The organism is Bacillus sp. FSL E2-8887 (assembly GCF_038007205.1).
GTDB classification, from domain to species: domain Bacteria; phylum Bacillota; class Bacilli; order Bacillales; family Bacillaceae_G; genus Bacillus_A; species Bacillus_A mycoides.
In genome coordinates this window covers 2,138,679-2,158,191 of sequence record NZ_JBBOWS010000001.1, presented here as the reverse complement: position 1 = coordinate 2,158,191, position 19,513 = coordinate 2,138,679, and the positions used below count along the sequence as shown (strand labels likewise).

The window sequence follows — 19,513 nt, the reverse complement described above, 5'->3', positions numbered from 1 at the left end:
TTGTCTAATTCTTCACTTGTCCATTTCGCTTTTCTCTACTTCTGCATTTATTATTAGTAATACTAATTTTTCAGAGGTGAAATTATTATGGACGAGTTTTTATCTTTTTCTTCAGTAAATCCTAATTTAGTCGGACCTACTTTACCACCTATTCCACCATTCACACTTCCTACTGGGCCTACTGGCAACACCGGACCTACCGGGCCCACTGGACCTACTGGCAACACTGGAGCTACCAGTGTGGGCCTACTGGTAACACTGGACCTACTGGACCTACTGGGCCACCTGATGGACCTACCGGGAGCACTGGACCTACTGGACCTACCGGGCCCACTGGATCTACTGGGGACACTGGACCTACCGGACCCACTGGATCTACTGGGCCCACTGGATCTACTGGGCCCACTGGATCTACTGGGCCCACTGGATCTACTGGGCCCACTGGACCTGGATGTATAGAGCCACTACCAATATTCACTCAAATAGTCTATGTAAACAAAGCTGGTAATGACGTTACCGCTGATGGTTCTGAATGTGCACCGTTTTTAACAGTTACTGCAGCAATGGCATCAATAACGGATGCAATAGCGCCATTTCCGGATCCTTTAAATATAACTAAACGTTATGCTATCAAAATTGGACCCGGTACCTATATTGAACCATTAATTCATTTAAAAGCTAACATTCAATTGATTGGGACTAGTACTTTATTAACTAGATTACAAATTCCTTTTGATATAAATGATCCGACTTGGTTTGATTTGAATTTTTCGCAAGATCCTAGATCTGGGTTTGTCAATCTGTCATTAATAAGTGGGCCACTTGATTTTAACTTTCAAACAGCGCAAAGTATTTCAGGTAAATTATTCTTTGTTAGCGTTAATATAACCCCTACTCCTATATTCACAGCTTTATCTACTTCTGTGAATCAAGTTAATATCCGTGACTCAATGTTATCCGCTGGTTATACTCAAAATGGCATTAACATGGTGATGTTTGCTTCATTCGTTTCTAATGGTAATATTACTATTAATTCACAAGCGACCACAGATACTCAAGTCAATTTAGTTGGTGGAGGAATAAATGGTAATGTCATTATTAATGTACAATCTGGTCATATTCCAATTGACCCTTTAAATTTAACCAGTTTTGCTATTACAGAAAACATTTTTAATCCCAGTCCTAATTCAGGTAATTTAAATGTCAATGGCGTTAATAACATTATTACAAGAGTCAGAGCGACAGTTGATTCATTACCTATTCGTTCCCGAATAACTCTTATAGGAACAAATACTTCTTTAATTAGAGTTGATGACGCTTTCGATTTAGCTTATGCACCTATCAATCCAATAAATTGGGCTGCTCCTCCTCCTACAACAGTACAGGAAGCTTTAGATAGAATTGCTTCATTGCTCGCAGGAACTATCGGTACTCCATAAATACCTTAGAAAGAACTTAAACCCTGTTTCTATACAAGCTAAGTTGTTATGGTATATGAGAGAAAGTCTCTTCAAATCTTATTGGAGAGACTTTTTTCGTTTCTAAGTAAATCCAATATTCAAAAATGAATCTATATGATAAACAAAGTAATTATTTCTTAACAAAATTCAAATTCCATTGAACTTCCTTCCCATTATTCTTTCTCTCCGTCAGTGGCTCCATTTCCTTTTTTACAAATACATCTATCATTTTTCTTTGTATATCTTCTTTTTGTTCTTCCTCGGATCTAAAACCAAAATAAAGTAATGCACTTGTAATAACCAGTCCTACAATGTATCCTAAAATACATCCTAACCAAAATATAATGTACCATCTCCCTATGCATTAATTCGGATATATATTAATACATTAAAATGTAACATATGACGATTTTGCTATAACACAAATAAAATAAAATATAAAATATAAAATAAACAGAAGTATATATACAATAAAGTATATTTTCCCCTTCATAAGTACTAAAAAAACAGCAATTAATCATTATTAACTGTAAAACTTAATATTACATACTGATGAAAAATGAATTTCTAATAAAATTCTATACAAAAAAAGTAGCCTATAAAGTTTTATAGGCTACTTTTCATTTCATCATTATTACTTAACTAATTCTTTCGTTCCCTTCATTACATCAACGAAGAATCCCCAGTTATTCACAACAGAAGAAATACTAATATGCTCATCTGGAGTGTGAACGTTGAATATATCTGGACCGAATGAAATTGCATCTAATTCAGGCATCTTTTGAACGAATACACTACATTCGATCCCTGCATGCACAGCAAAGATTTCAACATCTTTATTGTATTTTTCTTGATGCACTTTTTCAAACAAATTACGAATCTGTGAATTCGGATTGTATGGCCATTCTGGATACTCTGACTCTATTTCAAATGTTGCACCAACTAATTCGGCAATACATTTAATTTCATCTGCAATATGTTGTTTTAAACTACTGACAGAACTTCTCACTTCGTTACGTAATTTAATTTCATTTTGCAACGTTTCAATAACGCCTAAATTTGTTGAACTTTCTACTAGACCTTTAATATCCATGCTCATACTTTGAATGCCATTCGGAATTAAGAATAATGATGAAATAAGTTGCTTTTGTGTCTCTTTAGCAAATACTTTTTCTACTTTCTCATCCAATTTTGTAAGAGTTACATGAACATCTGGATCAACAGCACGCATTTCTTCTTGTAATACTCTTGTCCATGATTCTAGTTTTTCTTCTACTTTCTCTATATCTTCCGTACGCAATACAATTGTAGCCACACTTTCACGCGGAATTGCATTTGTTTTTAATCCGCCGTGAACCTCACTTACATCAAATTGGATATTTGCTGATAAATCACGTAATACTCGTCCTAATACTTTGTTCGCATTACCGCGTTGTTTATCAATTTCCATACCAGAATGTCCGCCTTTTAGACCACCAACATATAGACGGAATGCATCCATATTCACTGGCGCTTCATCCCATATTACTGGAATTGTTTCTACAGCTTTCGCACCACCTGCACTACTTACAAGTAATTTATGATCTTCTTCAGAATCAATATTTATAAAAATCTTTCCTTCAAAGTGATTTGCATCAACAGCGAAAGCCCCGCCCATTGTTGTTTCTTCTTCAGTAGTAATAACTACTTCAAGTGCTGGATGCGAAATGTCTGATGCATCTAATAAAGCCATTGCATACGCAACTGCGATACCATTATCCGCTCCTAAAGTCGTTTGATTTGCATATAACATGTCCCCAATAATTCGTAATTCAATTGGATCTTTTTCAAAATCATGTACGGTTGCTTGATTTTTTTCACATACCATATCCATATGACCTTGAATGATAATAGCTGGTACATTTTCATAGCCAGCAGTTGCTTCTTTTTTAATAATGACATTCAATGCTTCATCTTGAATCACTTCTAAATTACGCTCTTTTGCAAAGCTCACTAAATAATCACTAATTTCCTTTTCATTACCTGATCCTCTAGGAATCTTTGAAATTTCTGCAAAATGATAAAATACAGGGTGCTTTGTTAATTGTTCTAAAGTAGAATACATTTTTCAAGCTCCTCTCAAAATGACAAAATAATATGTAAGTCTTTAATCATTATACCATGATTCATTATTTTACCTTTCTTTTAACTTTTTAATATATTATTCATTTTATGTACAACACTCTTACAATATTGTAAGGGTGTTGTAAGCTATATCGATTTTCCTCATTTCATAATAGCCGTATACTGTGTAAAGAAACAAATTTAAGGAGATAAACAAAATGAAAAAGTTTTTATCAATTATTACACTATGTTTATTATTTTCTAGTATTACTATTGGGTGTGAGCGAGCATCACTAAATCGAATTGGTAAAGATGTGTATTATGTGCAGATAAAAGGCGAAGGGACTATCGAAAAAGTAGAAGGTAAAAACTTACGAAACTACACGTTGCCCGCCTATGACGAAGACGGAGTAAAAAAACAAATTACATTTAGAAGTAAGAAAGCATCAAACGAACATAAATTAAATGAAAAGACATTTTTATGTCTTTATGTAGATCAAGATGATAAGAGCAAAAATGAAATATCATCAATTGAAGTGAAGTCATATGAAGAGGTTCAGGAAGCTGAGTTACCTGCAAAAGTAAAAGAAAAGTTAAATGCTAAATAAAAAACAAAAGAAAATGCACTATGCATTTTCTTTTGTTTTTTTCACTCGTATATATTTCGAACTGTTTCTATTCATAAGTTTTTCTAAACGATTTATATTTTCTGTTAGTGCACCTTTCACAAGAGAGAAATCTGTATTCGATTCTTCCTTTTTTTCTTTAAAAAACGAAGATTTTTGTACATTTATTTCTGCCATCTCTTCTCCCCCTTTTATAAAAAAATACAACCTTTTATTTATATTATATAGCAAATGCAAACAGAGTGTACATGTATCATTTTCTTTTTAATTCTTCTACTTGCTGCATAGTATCTCCTTTTATTAAAGAGAAATCTCTTGTATCTTCAACTTCTACCTGGCATTCTATCTTTTGTATTTTTGTTAATTATCATAAAATTACCAATATTAATCTACTATTTAATAATAATATTTGATATTATATAAAAGTAGATTTTAATGGGATTATCACCTAATATATTTTTGATTAAAATAATTTCTCATATAAGAAGGTTAACCATATTGAATATTATCGTGACTCCAGAATTATTAGAAGCTACTGCTAACATATATATTGATAACACTTCAAACGTTACATATCAGAGCTTAGATGGTATTGCACATAAAATTGAAGCAATTTCAGACGATAGTTTATTTTTAGAATCTAAAAATTTATTGCAGATAGTATTTCAAGAAGGGGAAAAAGAAAGCAAAATTGTAGGAACTCTCCCAAACCGTCTGGTACAAAATATCGAAGAATTATTCCCACTGTCTATTCAAGAAGGGAAAACAATGTTAATAGAGAATGGCTTTAATTCCTTATATGCTGAGAATTTTATAAAGGATTTAAAAACAACGCAGTCTATCTATACTATTATGCGTCTAGATACAACAGAAAAGGATGAAGTTATTTCTGATAATGGATTCTTTGTTATTGAATCACCAAACACTCAATGGCTATTAACTCGAAATAGAATAAATGATTCCTTTGATATAACTTATTTAACCAAAAATCTTTTCGAAAATGAAATAGAAAAACTAATAAAACATTAATCCTTTAAGACGGGAGTATATTTATATTGAATAAACAACAGAATTCTAATAAAAAAAAGGAAAGCCTTTTTGAAAATAGGATATTACCTATCATCACTGTTCTTTCAGGTGTAATTCTACTAGTGTACAAAGGATTAGAATTTATTTCAAAGTATATACTACTTTTAATATTATTTGCCCTAATTATTGCTTCGTTATACTTATTGTTTATGAAAGAAGTAGTTGGTGCTACTGTCGGATTTATTTTTGCAGCTCTTGGGTATTATATGTATAAAATCATTTTTAAACAAAAAAAGAAATAGTGCATAAACAAATCATAAAAAGATAATTTAAAAGAGAATGCTTTTATATACTTATATGGGGTGTCCTCCATAAATTTTTCTAATCGATTCACATCTTGAGTCAATGCACCCTTCACAAGAGAGAAATCTGTATTTGCTTCTTCTTTTTTTTCTTTAAAAAACGAAGAATTTTGTACATTTATTTCAGCCATCTCTTCTCCCCCTTTTCAAAAAGATACAACCTTTTATTTATATTATATAGCAAATGCAGACAGAGTGTACACGTATCATTTTCTTTTTAATTCTTCTTCTAACTCTTCTACTTGCTGCAAAGTATCTCCTTTTATTAAAGAGAAATCTGTTGTATCTTCATTATTTTCTTTAAAAAAATCATTGTCATAATCTTTTATCACTACAATCACCTCTACGTGCTAGTGTAGGAATGATTGTCCAATTTTATACAAGCTTGTCTGAATTTGTTCTCCCTTTATGTATAGGTGAAAAGGACAGAAAAAGATTCTGTCCTTATTTACTAAAATAACTATGATGAATTGTTAAATTATATACATTTTCAAAATCTCGATCTTGAAGGTTATTTTTCTTCCCATCAATAACAATGAAAACATCACTAACTATTTTTGCTGGTATAATTCCGACATTTTCTACTTGCACCGCTTTCTGCTCATTCAATTGCTCGATGTGTTCTAATGGAACAATAATACTAAATTGAGAGCGGATACCACGAAAGTTTGTATTTAATTCCTTCACCGCTTCAAATACAACAATTTTCGCTCCAATTTTTTCCCCATATGAATCTAAAAATGCGTTTAAGCTTTTTGTATATTCCTCTTCCGTATGCCATTCCATCGTCCCAAATGCTGCTGGATTAATATTTTGGATAATGTTCGTATATATTTCTCCTCTTGCTTTTGAGGCGATTAATGACCGCTTTATGGATTGAACAGTTTTACCGATATCGCTAAATTTCGCTCCCCATATTTCAGAAATGTTAGGTGTTAAAATAAATGCAATATCAACGAAAATGACCATCGCAGTAAACATTAATAAGTTTTTCCAGAGGGTTAAATCGATTCCTTTTATCATGAAATAAACTGTGACTGATGTTATGAATAATCCATACCAAGTTTTTCGAATTCGCTGCTTTTTCTCTTCGTATAACTCTTCATTTCTCCAATAAAAGAAAACAAGAACTACAAAAATGATCGCTAAAATAAATAAGCCGATTCGAATGTTAGAGATTACCAATCATATCACCCTCCATTCAAAAACTACTCACGATATCATTACATGCACAAGCAGCTCTCTTTATGACAAAAGACGTGGACAAGCTTCTAAATTTAGCTACATCGCATATACATTAGAAGGAGGCCGCGTCTTTTATCCCGCATTAACGGGCAGTAAGACCCCCCCACCTCAAAATTCAGCGAAAGCAAAGACGTTAGGTGAGGGATCAACTGCCCATAAAAGCCCGATTGGTGAAGGCTAATAATCAGTGCGGGATGAACACCCTCCACTGATTAAAGTTTCACTTTATCATGAATCTACATTGTATATGTAGACAAGCATGCGTTTCAAATTTTCATGTTAAAAAGAAATATGTTTCGGAATTTCCCCTTCAGGTACTTCTCCATCCATACTTAAGTAATAATGACGAATCGGACGTAATTTTTCATCTAACTCATAAACAAGCGGAATGCTAGTTGGAATATTTAATGAAGCCACACCATCACTTGAAAGGTTGTCTAAGTATTTCACTAGCGAACGAATTGTATTACCGTGCGATGAAATAATTACTTTCTCACCACTTTTTAATGACGGTGCAATTTCTGAATGCCAATAATCAACTACTCTTTTCTCCGTATCCTCTAAACATTCAGTCAATGGGAATTCATCTTTTTTTAACGTTTTATATCTTGGATTGTTCGCCTCATATCGAGGATCATCTTCAGTAAGTGCAGGCGGTCTCACATCTATACTTCTTCTCCAAATATGAACTTGTTCATCTCCATATTTTTTTGCAGTTTCGTCTTTATTCAATCCTTGTAGTGCACCATAATGGCGTTCATTCAACTTCCATGAGTTATGTATAGGGACCCAAGTGAGATCCATTTCATGCAGTACAATCCATAATGTACGAATTGCTCGTTTTAGTACCGAGGTATACGCAACATCAAATGTATATCCATTCTTTTTTAATATTGTTCCTGCTTCTCTCGCTTCACTTAATCCATTCTTTGATAAATCCACATCTGTCCATCCTGTAAATCGATTTTCAAGATTCCACAAACTTTGTCCGTGACGAATGAGTACAAGTTTTATCATTATAATTCCCCTCTCGGAAATATGAATTTTAAAATTTCAATACGTACACATATAAAGTTTTTGGCAATGTGAATTTTTTATCCATAGTTGCCAAATATACAGATAAAAATTTATGATTTTTCAAACTACAAAACAAGATACTGTTTCTATCTTTTATTCTACTGGTATTTCACGCTTAGACGTCCATGCATCAAATCCTGAACGGCTATTTGCCATTTCATTCATAACTTGATGCCAATTTTCTTCACATGATTCGCCAAACTGTGAGAAAATAGCTCCCATTTGTTCTCTTTGAACATCGCTCAGTTTTTTCTCTAAGTCTGTTCCTTCTTCTGTTAAAGACAGCTGTTTCACACGACGATCATGTGCAGCTTCATTACTCTCAATAAGTCCTTTATCTAACAGTTGGCGCAACGGTCCGTGAAGAGCTTGTTTACTTATTTCTAAAAGTGATAGCAGTTCATTTACACTAAGCCCTGGAAAACGAGCGATAAAAAACAGAATTCTATGATGTACACGCTGTATACTATACTCTTTTATTATTTCATCTGGTTTTTCTGTAAAAGTTTTATATGCAAAGTAAAATAATGCTAATGCCTCATTCATTTGCTCTTCTTTATGTTGTGTCATCTACTTTCCCCCTGTATGTAAATTATACCACAACTCAATTATGAATAATTAAGTTGGTATATTGAGCCTAATTTCTTCATTCTAAAACCAACAAATTTCAACTATTATATTTTTTGAAGGTTGTTTAATTCGTAAATCATACCTTCAAATAAAGTATCCAAATTATTTTTTAAAGAATTCTTAAGGAAATAGGTTAAATTCAAATGATAAATATTGTAAAATTTATTTATTAATATTTTTTAAAAACTCAATTGTGATTGGAGTGTTATTGTATGCAAACAAAAAAAGTTTATCTTTATGTATTTAATACGATGTCAGACTGGGAATATGGACATTTAATTGCAGAACTAAACTCAGGAAGATATTTCAAAAAAGAGTTAGCCCCTTTAAAGGTAGTTACAGTAGGAGCTAATAATGAAATTATTACTACGATGGGAGGACTGAGCATAAAGCCAGATATTTCCCTGGATGAATGTACTCTTGAGAGTAACGATCTTTTAGTTTTACCTGGAGGGACTACTTGGGGGGAAAGCATTCATCACCCTATCTTAAAAAAAATTGGTGAAGCGTTAAAACTCGGCACTATTGTTGCTGCCATTTGTGGTGCAACTGAGGGGTTAGCGAATTTTGGATACCTAGATTCTAGAAAACATACAAGCAATGATTTAGAATATATTAAAATGGTTTGTCCTAATTATAAAGGAGAACAACTTTATAAGATGGAACCTGCAGTATGTGATGAAAATTTGATTACTGCATCAGGAGTAGCTCCTCTGGAATTTGCAATGGAAGTATTGAAAAAAATTGATGTATTTGCACCAGATACGTTACATTCATGGTATAACCTAAATAAGACTTATAAGCCTGAATACTTCTTCCAGTTAATGAATTCAATTACTAGATAAGCTGAAAAATTAAATTAGCAGTTTTATATTATATAAAAAACTTAAAAAGCACCCCTAAAGTCGCTATAAATACAACCGATGACGGTTGTAAAACAAAAAATAAAAGGGATGATACATATTTATCTTGTATCATCCCTTTTATTTTTTATAACATTAATATCACCATATTATTTTAATTATTCATCTCCAGCAAGAGTTAACTGCCAAGACACACCATACTTATCATTTAACCAGCCAAACTTTTTACTAAACGGATATGAACCTAAAGGCATAAGAACTTTTCCATCTTGTGCTAGTTTATTAAAAACTGTTTCGATTTCCTCTTCCGTATCACAAGTTACATAAAGAGACATAGCTGGAGTGAATGTAAAATCATGCTTTACATAACTATCAATACACATGAACTCTTGTCCATTTAGCGTAAAAGTTGCATGAATTACAGTTCCCTCTTTACCTGGTCCATTCTCATCATAACGAGAGATACTTACAATTTCTGATTGATTAAATAGCGATGTGTAAAAATTCATCGCTTCCTCAGCTTTGCCCTCAAACATTAAAAACGTAGTGATTTTTTGATTTGTGTTACCCATTTAGAGACATCCCCTTGTTATGTATTTATGCAAAACATACATCGGACAATAAAACCGAACGTATATTCTCATAAGTGTATTGTCTATAAAAACGATGAGTTTGTCAATTATCTATGTTTTATTTCTTCTTAAATAATGCTGTCCAAAGAAATGATTCTCCAAACATATTATTTGGTTGTTCAATTTGCTTCATCTTTCTAATTTCAACCACTTCAAACTCATTAAATATCTCTCTTAATTTTTCTTCTGAATAAGCAAGACCACCTTGCAGACTCCAGCTTCTATATACATCCCAATCTGTTATTTCTGATCCATTTCGCTCATCTAAATCGCCTGCTGCAAAACATGTTAATCCGAAATAACCACCCGATTTTAATGAGTTTTTAACTAAATCAACATAATTCATTCTTCTATGTGGTGGAATGTGATGCAAGCAACCGGAATCATATACAAATTCATATTCATCTTGAAAATCCAAATTAAAAATCGATTCACAAACAAATTGTATGTCTATTCCGTTTTCTAACGCCCTCTCTTTGGCCCAATTAATCCCTTCTATAGACAAATCGACTGCTGTTACATCAAGTCCTTGTTTCGCTAAATAAATTGCATTTCTTCCTGGACCACATCCAAGCTCTAACACTTCTCCTTTTGAAATCCATTCTTTTTGTATATATGAAACTAAATTCTCATCTGGAATATTTGCAAAAAAAGGAACATCCTTTTCTCTATTTGTGTAAAATTCATTCCAAAATGGTACTGCGGGTCTTAATAATAAATCAAGCATTTTTAATATATCTTCTTGAGTGTGTAACGTTTCACTTTTCATTTATACCCCTCCATAATCAATAGTCAGAAAATTATTATATCTCTTTTTAAACTTTCAAACAAAGAAAAAACTCCTATATTCAATAGGAGTCAAAAATATTATCTCTTTAAAATCCAAGTACAGTTAACCATTTTAACAACTGCTCTTCTCGCACCTTCAAATCATCGTTTCTATACTTACCCATCTGTATTTCGCTAACAATTTCTCCGTCCACCATAAAAAGAACTCTTTCTGTTTTAGCTGCTACCTTTACGTCATGAGTAACTAGCAAAATTGTAGTTCCCATGCGGTTTATATTTGCTAAAATATCCATTACTTCTTCTGTCGCTTTTAAATTCAAAGCACCCGTTGGTTCGTCAGCAAAAATAATATTAGGTTTATTTATGAGTGCTCTACAAATAGATACCCTTTGTAATTCTCCTCCTGATGCTTCAGTTATATTATTAGTTGCAATTTGACTAATCCCCATTTTTTTCATCAATTCAAGTGCACGTTTATTTATTATTTTCCTGCTCTCAAATTTTGCTAAATACGCAGGTAAAACTATATTATCAAAAAGATTCAAATTTCTAAGAAGATTGCTCTGTTGAAAAATAAATCCCATTTCGCTGAGTCGTAATTTTGCTAACACCTCTTCTTTCATACATGTTATTTCTTTACTATCAACTTTCACACTTCCTGATGACATTTGATCCATTCCGCTAATATTATATAGTAACGTCGATTTCCCTGAACCAGAAGGTCCCATGACCGATATAAACTCTCCCTCATAAATCTCTAAATTTATATTTTTTAACATATGGTAAGTTTTATTTCCATCCATTGCGTATTCTTTATTTAATTGTTTTACTTCTAAATTTTTTTTCAAATTACACATCTCCTACTCCCCATTTAGCTTTAAATCATTTGTTTGTTTCACTGTAAAACTACTGAAAAGTGTTGCTACGGTCACAGATATAAATAAAATAGCTGGACATATTACATAAGAAATGATCGGATTAACAACAAACTTTATGTGAGCTGCTCCCATAAATGAACCTAACCAGCTTATTAGTGTTTCTCCAAACGTAGCAGCTATAAATGTCCCTGTTAAAATACCTACTAATACTATAGAAATAGAACGAGTAACATATTGTATACGAATATCTTTGTAGGAAAAGCCGATACTTTTCATAATTAATATTTGCGAAGAATCTTTTACCAATAACATTTTAAAAAACATCGCAGTTATTAAAACCGATATCAATATAGCAATCAAAATTGCCACTTGTGTCACGAGTCTTAATTGTTTAATTGTCTCTCCTAAAGTTTGAGATAAATAATTATCCGTATCTGTTATTTTTGCAAAATTAAAATTTTGTTTATACTCCTTCACTTTTTCTTGTAGATTCACTTTGGGTTTCATATCTACATTTACTACGTACCATAATATATTTTCTTTATTATAAGAAAAACTCGCTTTAGCTGTTTTTCCTCCATTCGTTACATCTTGATATATACCACTAATAGTTAGCATTTTCTCTTTTCCTTCTACAAATAAAACGATTTCATCCCCTATATTCTTTTTTAATTCATTTGCGTTCATATAAGAGAGAGCGATCTCATTTTCATTTTTTGGTGCCATACCTTTAACATATTCTATTGGAAATTGGGCGAAATCTCCCACTTCTACATTTAAGTTTTCATGTGTACCATCAGCTTTCACCATTTTAAATGTACTCGTTACAAATGCTGCATATCTTTCTACCTCTTCATCGTTTCCGACATACGATATAACGTCATTAAACCGTTTTTCTATATTTTCAGATTGCTGTAAATCTATTCGTATATCACTCTTTCCTGTTCCCATATAATTAACAAATTACGGTGACTGAATCGTGTACAAAAAGTTAACTGGTACAACAATCATGAACACTGCAATAATTAAAACGATACTTAATACTCGATATAACTTAAATCGTTTCACTACATCTTGTATACCAATAAATATATTTACATTTGTAATTTTAGTTTGATAGAGAGAAAAAAATCTTCTAATCTTTCTTTTTCCTAGTTTATCTCTTGATCGTAAAGCGTCTATTGCTGTAATTCTCCTGAAATTCCGCAAAATGATGCGGCAAAAAAGGATAACGGCTAGAAATAACAATGTTGTGACTATCAATGGCACAACATAATATAAAATACTTTTATTAGCTGTCCCCATATAAAGTGCGATGTTAGAGGTAAATATTTTTGTAACAAATAACGAAAGGATATATCCACATATACATCCGATAGCGGAAATAACAACATATTTTGTTACATATAGTTTTTGAATATCTTTACTTTGAATGCCGATAGCTTTCATAACACCAATTTCCCGATAATCTTCTTCCATTGAAGTCATAATCGTAAATCTAATACATAAAATCGCGATTAGCATTAATAATGCACTTATTATGATAAGTACTGCAGCTATTATTCCATCTGTTAATGAATTGAGTGTTTTAAAGAGTGAATACGTAATAGAGGGACCTTTTTGAGGTAAGTTTGATGACTGGTATAAAGTTTCAAATTCATTTATTTTAGTTAAATCTGTTAGCTGGAATTCAATAAGATATTCACTTTCTCCAAAATTCCCCTTTATTCTTTCGAAGTCTTCATCGCTTATTACAAATCGTTTTGAACTAACAAGTGATGGGTTCATTTGAACATCACGAACAAATGCCGAAATAGTAAATTCTAGCTCATTATTATTTTTAACAACCCAAATTTTATCTCCAATACGCAAATTATATTTTTGCATATAATAAATTGGTACACCTATTTCCCCTTTCCTAACATCGATCAATTCATTATTTAAATCTAATAAAAAGTCAAAAATAGTATTTTGCTTAACGAAGCTAATGTCCATTACACTATTATGTTCCGCTTGATTTTTCTTCTTTATAAAAATGTTAGATCCGCCTATTTGAACCATCTCTGCTGTTTGTTGTTTTTTTACAAAAGGAGTTTGCGCTACAAATGAATCGATTGACTTTTGGTTTATTTCTCCGGCATGCATTTGTACGAAGTGCGGTGCGTTTGATACTTTAAACAATTGATCCGTTGAGTTCAATAGATTTATAACGTTACTTGAAGCACTTGCGATTAAAAGACTTGATAACATGATAAACATAAATAGAATAGTAATTATCATTTTATTTTGAGAGAAATCTCTTTTTAACATTCTCCTAATCATATGGAGCTAGTTCCCTTCATTCCATAATATTTTCTTCGTCACTATCGCTATTATTATCATTATGAAACTAATAACTAATATAGGTAAATAAATTTTCATACTGAATCCTTCAAACATAAAACCATAAATGACTTGCCCAATTGGTGCCATACATTGAGATACCGCTGTTATAATTGCCATTACTTTTCCTAGGTTTTCATTTGGTGTTTTCTTTTGGACTACAGTAATCACATAGATGGATACAATTGTCACGATCATTGCAATTAGAATAGAAGAAAGTATAAAGAGGATAAATGGTGGATAGTATCCTAAATTAAGAATAACTGGCGTAACTGATAGTGCCATTGGTAGTACTAATAAAGCTATTAAAAGCATCCAGTAATACAATGTTTTCATCTGTAGCTTTTTCGCAAAAAAACCTATCGATAATGCACCTAAAATAGTAGCAAAATCGATCAATCCCATTCCAATTCCGTATAACGTGTCGCTACTTTCCATTGTTACTCGTATAATAATTGGAGCGCCAACAACAAATAGCGGTGTAAGTATTAAATTTAGTAATGCAGCTAAAAGCATAGATTTCAAAATAAATGGTTGTTTTAAAACATATATAAATCCTTCTTTCATATCCTTTACAATTGTCGGTATTATATGGCTTTCTCGTGCTCTTTTTATAAAAGGTATTTTAATAAACATTTCTAAAATCGCAGATAAAAAGAAAGCAAGGCAACTTATTATTACGAGCATTTTCAAACCAATTATGCCGTACAATATTCCTCCAAATACAGGAGCAACTATATTTGACAATGCTTGCACACCATTTACGATACCGTTTGCTTGCTCTAACTTATTCTCTGGAACTAATTGCGGAATACTCGCCATTACAACAGGTGAATACATTGCACTAACGACTGCTAGTAAAAACATAATTGTTCCAATCAATATAATAGATACAGGTCCAGTAAATAACAAAACTATAAAGCTTAATACAATCGCAGCGTTGATGAAGTCAAAAATAACCATTAAATCACGGCGATTGAAACGATCTGCTATCGCTCCGCCGAGAGGAGCTAGTAAAAACGGAATACTCGTTACCGCATATAATCCTGCGAATATATCAGCACGCCCTGTTATATCTAGCACATATAATGACAGGGCAAAACGTAAAAGTGTTGAACCTAAAATAGTAATAATTTGTCCACTCACCATTAAGTGAAAATCTTTCATCGAAGACCTTATACTAGCTGACATCCTTATCACACCTTTCATTCGATTCAGACCGACTGTCGGTCGATAATATCCAAACAGAAAATTACTATTTCTGTTTGATTAAAACCTCCACCATGTAATCAAAGGCTCCCTCTTTCGCTCCAACAGATGCTTCCATCATTTTGATATAAGCTTTAGCCCTCCTCATCATTTCTTCCGGCTTCCACTGGAATAAACCCTCATCAAATATGACTTGTGCTGAAGAGAGTAATAATTCAATCGTTTCTTGTGGGTATGGAGTAGAAAATATGCCTTCAGCGATTCCTTGTTCTAAAATCTCTGCTAAAACAGGAGATAAATGAATAATTGATTGTACTATACTTTTTTGATGCATTTCCGCATTATTTGGCTGATGAAATTGTTCAATCATTTTATCTTTTACATCTCCTGATTTTGGTGATTGTTCCATTAAAACTCGAAATAACTTATCCAAAACTGGGATATTAGGGTTAGAGACAATTGCTTTCGCTTTAGCAACATCCGCTTTAATAATCCTCATAATAATTTCATCCATTACTTCTTCTTTCGACTTAAAATAATGATAAAACGTCCCCTTTGCTATACCAATCTCTTTTAAAATGTCATTTACTGTAGTTTTCGTATACCCTTTTGTAACAAACAAACGTTCAGCAGTTTCTAAAATTTCATTTCTACGTTCCCCATATTCTTTTACGATCCTCATTCATGTACTCCTTCCTACGGACCGACTGTCGGTTTATTTAAAGTATATGTTTAGTATGTGAAAAGTTTCCTGTTATCGTACATATACAACAACCTACTTTATATTTCCTTTATGAATTTTAAAATTTATTTTTAATACGGTGAATGAAATTTTAAAGGTTGTTTCTATGCAATCAACCTTGTACTTATATCGACTTCGTTGTATAAAAACAAAAAAGAGCCGCAACACTTTGCGACTCTTTTTGAATAATAACTATTTAACGGCCACGTCTTTGCTGACCTTGTTTTGTACTACTTTTCTTATTACTTGGCTTATTAAATGATCGATTGTTATCATTTCTAGAACTATTTCTTGAATCGTTTCTTGGACCACCTTTTGAACCACTTCTTGAACCTTCACGGCTATCTCTTTGACGATATTGACCTGATTTCTTTGGAGCCGGCTTTTGTACCGGTTTTCCATTTTCATCTACATTTTTTATCATCGGTTGTTCGATTATTTGTCTTTGTATTGGTGCACCAAGCGTTTTTTCAATTTCTTCTAAATGTTTTTCATCTTTCGCTGCAACGAACGTAATTGCAAGACCTGATCCACCTGCACGTCCTGTTCGGCCAATGCGGTGAATATAACTTTCTACATCTTCAGGGATATCAAAGTTAAATACGTGCGTTACACCATCTACATCAAGTCCACGAGCTGCTACATCCGTTGCGATTAAGTACTGAATTTTAGCTTCGCGGAAACTCTTCATAACTCTTTCACGTTTCGCTTGAGGTATATCACCATGAAGTTCAGCACAATTATAACCAAGTCCCTTTAAATCATCATAAAGCTTACTTGCTCTAACCTTTGTACGACAGAAAATAACTGCTAAAAATGGCTGATCACGATCCATAACAAAACGAAGTGCATCTGGCTTTGCACGATCTGTCGTCTCAATGACACGCTGCTCAATTGTATCTACCGTTACTTCTTCACTTTGTACTTGAATCATTTGCGGCTCTTCCATATAACGTTTCGCCAATTTTTTAATATCTTTTGGCATCGTTGCTGAGAATAACATCGTTTGTTTACTATCAGGTGTCTCATCTAAAATATCTTCAATATCATATAAGAATCCGAAATAAAGCATTTGATCTGCTTCATCTAGTACAATCGTTGAAAGATTACTTAAATCAATTGTTTCACGTCGTATATGATCTAATAATCGTCCTGGTGTCGCTACAACAATATGTGTATTACCTTTTAATTTTCTCAATTGTTGTGCTACATCTTGTCCGCCATATATCGCTAGTACATTAATATCTTCTCTTTGAACAAGCATTTTTTTAATTTCAGTTGTAATTTGCAGTGCTAGTTCCCTTGTTGGTGCAACAATTAAAGCCTGAACATCACTAGACTCTGGATCGATTTTTTCTAAAATCGGTAACACGAATGCTAACGTTTTACCCGTTCCTGTTTTCGCCTGCCCAATAACATCTTTACCTGACATAATAACAGGAATTGCCTTCTCCTGAATCGGTGTTGCTTCTGTAATTCCATTTTCACGTAATGTATGATTAAAAGTTTCACTAATTCCTAATTCTAAAAAGTTTTTCAAATAGACCACTTCTTTTCCTTATTTTTCACATTAGCTTTCATTGTACCATTTGTTTCGCCAAATATGAAAAATAAAAAAATTCTTATCTTCTTTTTTTATATTCATCCTGTACTAGATGAACAAATTCTTTTTGTTTTTTCTCGGATTTTATTAATGCTTCCATATTTGCAGAAGTCAAAATATACTTTTTAATTTTTCTATTACTCCAAATTAAACTTGTATATTTCGGATCTTCGTGTAACCTTCGAAACCACTCAAATTCGCTTAATTTGGCAATATGGTGTTTTAATTTCATGTCATTTCGAGGATAAAATAAAATAACATTTGCTATTACATCAAATAATGAGTCCAAGTTATTCCCTCCTATAACTTCTTTAATGAAGATATTAAAGGAATTTTTAAAATTATTGTTTCACCAATTCAAAATAAATTACACCAATATGTACATCAAGGAACTATGTTCTACAATTTAATATGTAATACGAAAGCATTATATAACCTTCATTTTGATTTAGCATATGAGCTTATCTTTCAGAAAGATGGTTTGCAATATAAAATGGAAAAATCCTAATAGTGCATTAGAGATATTTATTATTTTTCATTATAATTTTTATAGCCTTACCATATCAATTTGGGAATTTTGTGCGTTTAGAAAACCAATTAGATACATTTAGCCATATATTGTACGCCAATAATATAGTAGTAAGAAATTTACAAATGAAGGATATAGAAAGATTAAGGGGGCATGGTTAATTACTCATGAAGGTATAGTGCGTTAGATGAATAAATAGGCTTCATTTGCAGTAACATAGTATGTTTTTCCTTTACTGCTGTGTGCTTTGTACTGTGGCGAACCATTGGCACTCACTTTTGCATCAATCATAAATCCCTGCATCTACAGAATCAGCTCCATCTTTATATTTCCAAGATGGAGCATCCTAGAAACGTAGATTGTCCACTTTGAAAACAATACGTTTTCAAGGTGGACAAATAAACTGTGCTTCTCTTATCGAGTAGCAACAGATACTTCTGAAAGAAATAGACTACATCGTAATAGGGGTTATATTCACAGCTGTAATTTTACAAGTTGAAATTGCAAACCTAACGGTTGTAGTTGGATTTATAGGTAATGTCCCTAGTACTATCCCAAGTCCTGTTTGTTCCACGCTAAAATCTGCTGCAATAGAACCATTACTTGCTAAAAGACTTACTGTAGATCCGATAAACGCATCCAGTAATTGTCTAATTGGTCGTTCACGACATTCACACTCGCATCCTACATCGGTAGGTGGAAGTAATGTAATAGGTGGTCCTGGTGGTAAAAAACCTACCCCTGTTACATCAGATATATTGACCACAAAGGTTGTGGTGCCATCTGTAACTGTAACTAAAAAATCATTCACGGAAGTGATAGTAAATAGAAAGAAAAGCGGGGGCGTGTTGGGTGTGTCTGCAATAGTGCCAAGAATAACAGTTTCTCCAATAAGTTGTTGTAAAACGCTTTGCATAGGTAAAACACAGCAATCACAAAGACAACCTTCAGTTCCTCCTGTTGGACCCGTTATTCCCGTTGGACCCGTTACTCCCGTTGGACCCGTTACTCCTGTTGGACCCGTTACTCCTGTTGGACCCGTTACCCCCGTTGGACCCGTTACTCCCGTTGGACCCGTTACTCCTGTTGGACCCGTTACTCCTGTTGGACCCGTTACTCCTGTTGGACCCGTTACCCCCGTTGGACCCGTTACTCCTGTTGGACCCGTTACTCCCGTTGGGCCTGTCCCTCCTGTTGGACCTGTGGGTAAAGTAAATGGTGGGATTGGGGGAAGTGTAGGGCCAATTAAATTTGGATTTAATGCATTAGCTTGAAGTATCCCATTTACCTTTTGTATTTCATTTTTATCAAACACATAACTACCTCCTATGAGTGTACTATACTGTAGTAATAC

19 protein-coding genes and 3 pseudogenes are annotated in these 19,513 nt (G+C 33.0%); 5 read left to right on the top strand and 17 right to left on the bottom strand.

The annotated features are described in order from the left end of the window. Positions 1 to 87 precede the first annotated feature (87 nt). A pseudogene (locus NSQ08_RS10825) lies at positions 88 to 1,439 on the top strand (collagen-like triple helix repeat-containing protein). A 655-nt stretch (positions 1,440 to 2,094) separates the two neighbouring features. Here NSQ08_RS10825 and pepD read toward each other — a convergent pair. Beyond that, positions 2,095 to 3,564 carry a beta-Ala-His dipeptidase gene (gene pepD / locus NSQ08_RS10820; protein WP_340774490.1) on the bottom strand — a complete coding sequence of 490 codons (1,470 nt, stop codon included), beginning with the start codon at positions 3,562 to 3,564 and terminating at the stop codon, positions 2,095 to 2,097. A 217-nt stretch (positions 3,565 to 3,781) separates the two neighbouring features. Between pepD and NSQ08_RS10815 the strand changes: the two genes are divergently transcribed. Then, entirely contained in the window at positions 3,782 to 4,171 is a 390-nt protein-coding gene (locus tag NSQ08_RS10815) for a YxeA family protein (RefSeq protein ID WP_340774486.1), read from the top strand. Between the two features lie 18 nt (positions 4,172 to 4,189). Here the strand turns inward: NSQ08_RS10815 and spoIISB are convergent, their stop codons facing one another. Then, complete coding sequence (gene spoIISB / locus NSQ08_RS10810) at positions 4,190 to 4,366, bottom strand: stage II sporulation protein SB (protein ID WP_002189619.1); 177 nt, start codon at positions 4,364 to 4,366, stop codon at positions 4,190 to 4,192. A 321-nt stretch (positions 4,367 to 4,687) separates the two neighbouring features. On the opposite strand from spoIISB, the gene NSQ08_RS10805 reads away from it, so the two are divergent. Beyond that, complete coding sequence (locus tag NSQ08_RS10805; protein ID WP_002189617.1) at positions 4,688 to 5,218, top strand: hypothetical protein; 531 nt, start codon at positions 4,688 to 4,690, stop codon at positions 5,216 to 5,218. 26 nt (positions 5,219 to 5,244) lie between these two features. Beyond that, a complete protein-coding gene (locus NSQ08_RS10800) occupies positions 5,245 to 5,520 on the top strand; it encodes a hypothetical protein (RefSeq protein WP_002141783.1) in 276 nt (91 codons plus the stop codon). Here NSQ08_RS10800 and NSQ08_RS10795 read toward each other — a convergent pair. The 5 genes from NSQ08_RS10795 to NSQ08_RS10775 form a co-directional block, all read right to left on the bottom strand. Continuing rightward, positions 5,481 to 5,711, bottom strand: a complete 231-nt coding sequence (locus NSQ08_RS10795; RefSeq protein WP_340774479.1) for a stage II sporulation protein SB — start codon at positions 5,709 to 5,711, stop codon at positions 5,481 to 5,483. The genes NSQ08_RS10800 and NSQ08_RS10795 overlap by 40 nt on opposite strands. Before the next feature lie 75 nt (positions 5,712 to 5,786). Beyond that, positions 5,787 to 5,912, bottom strand: a complete 126-nt coding sequence (locus NSQ08_RS10790; RefSeq protein ID WP_002069312.1) for a hypothetical protein — start codon at positions 5,910 to 5,912, stop codon at positions 5,787 to 5,789. 112 nt (positions 5,913 to 6,024) lie between these two features. After that, positions 6,025 to 6,765: a type II toxin-antitoxin system SpoIISA family toxin gene (locus NSQ08_RS10785; RefSeq protein WP_002189615.1), complete on the bottom strand. Its 741-nt coding sequence runs from the start codon at positions 6,763 to 6,765 to the stop codon at positions 6,025 to 6,027. Positions 6,766 to 7,104: 339 nt separating this feature from the next. Then, positions 7,105 to 7,842, bottom strand: a complete 738-nt coding sequence (gene gpmA, locus NSQ08_RS10780) for a 2,3-diphosphoglycerate-dependent phosphoglycerate mutase (protein ID WP_326997715.1) — start codon at positions 7,840 to 7,842, stop codon at positions 7,105 to 7,107. 153 nt (positions 7,843 to 7,995) lie between these two features. Further along, on the bottom strand, positions 7,996 to 8,472 hold the full coding sequence (locus tag NSQ08_RS10775; RefSeq protein WP_002017049.1) for a MarR family winged helix-turn-helix transcriptional regulator: 477 nt from the start codon (positions 8,470 to 8,472) through the stop codon (positions 7,996 to 7,998). 272 nt (positions 8,473 to 8,744) lie between these two features. Between NSQ08_RS10775 and NSQ08_RS10770 the strand changes: the two genes are divergently transcribed. Continuing rightward, positions 8,745 to 9,377, top strand: coding sequence for a type 1 glutamine amidotransferase family protein (locus NSQ08_RS10770; RefSeq protein WP_002017047.1), 633 nt, complete (start codon positions 8,745 to 8,747; stop codon positions 9,375 to 9,377). Between the two features lie 176 nt (positions 9,378 to 9,553). Here the strand turns inward: NSQ08_RS10770 and NSQ08_RS10765 are convergent, their stop codons facing one another. From NSQ08_RS10765 to NSQ08_RS10715, 10 genes and pseudogenes are all read right to left on the bottom strand, one after another. After that, complete coding sequence (locus NSQ08_RS10765) at positions 9,554 to 9,967, bottom strand: VOC family protein (protein ID WP_002012925.1); 414 nt, start codon at positions 9,965 to 9,967, stop codon at positions 9,554 to 9,556. 118 nt (positions 9,968 to 10,085) lie between these two features. Next, a complete protein-coding gene (locus tag NSQ08_RS10760) occupies positions 10,086 to 10,796 on the bottom strand; it encodes a class I SAM-dependent methyltransferase (RefSeq protein WP_340774451.1) in 711 nt (236 codons plus the stop codon). 106 nt (positions 10,797 to 10,902) lie between these two features. Beyond that, positions 10,903 to 11,664, bottom strand: coding sequence for an ABC transporter ATP-binding protein (locus NSQ08_RS10755; RefSeq protein ID WP_033728066.1), 762 nt, complete (start codon positions 11,662 to 11,664; stop codon positions 10,903 to 10,905). Positions 11,665 to 11,676: 12 nt separating this feature from the next. Then, positions 11,677 to 14,016, bottom strand: a pseudogene (locus NSQ08_RS10750) (ABC transporter permease). A gap of 6 nt (positions 14,017 to 14,022) precedes the next feature. Beyond that, positions 14,023 to 15,285 (bottom strand): MFS transporter, encoded by a 1,263-nt coding sequence (locus NSQ08_RS10745; RefSeq protein WP_254904890.1) that lies wholly within the window; start codon positions 15,283 to 15,285, stop codon positions 14,023 to 14,025. A 46-nt stretch (positions 15,286 to 15,331) separates the two neighbouring features. Then, a complete protein-coding gene (locus tag NSQ08_RS10740; RefSeq protein ID WP_002069302.1) occupies positions 15,332 to 15,967 on the bottom strand; it encodes a TetR/AcrR family transcriptional regulator in 636 nt (211 codons plus the stop codon). 256 nt (positions 15,968 to 16,223) lie between these two features. Then, on the bottom strand, positions 16,224 to 17,576 hold the full coding sequence (locus NSQ08_RS10735; protein WP_193653830.1) for a DEAD/DEAH box helicase: 1,353 nt from the start codon (positions 17,574 to 17,576) through the stop codon (positions 16,224 to 16,226). 73 nt (positions 17,577 to 17,649) lie between these two features. Further along, positions 17,650 to 17,919 (bottom strand): hypothetical protein, encoded by a 270-nt coding sequence (locus NSQ08_RS10730; protein ID WP_240379987.1) that lies wholly within the window; start codon positions 17,917 to 17,919, stop codon positions 17,650 to 17,652. Between the two features lie 423 nt (positions 17,920 to 18,342). Next, a pseudogene (locus NSQ08_RS10720) lies at positions 18,343 to 18,544 on the bottom strand (N-acetylmuramoyl-L-alanine amidase); the annotation flags it as partial. Between the two features lie 66 nt (positions 18,545 to 18,610). Then, complete coding sequence (locus tag NSQ08_RS10715; RefSeq protein WP_340780117.1) at positions 18,611 to 19,474, bottom strand: exosporium leader peptide-containing protein; 864 nt, start codon at positions 19,472 to 19,474, stop codon at positions 18,611 to 18,613. Positions 19,475 to 19,513: the final 39 nt, after the last annotated feature.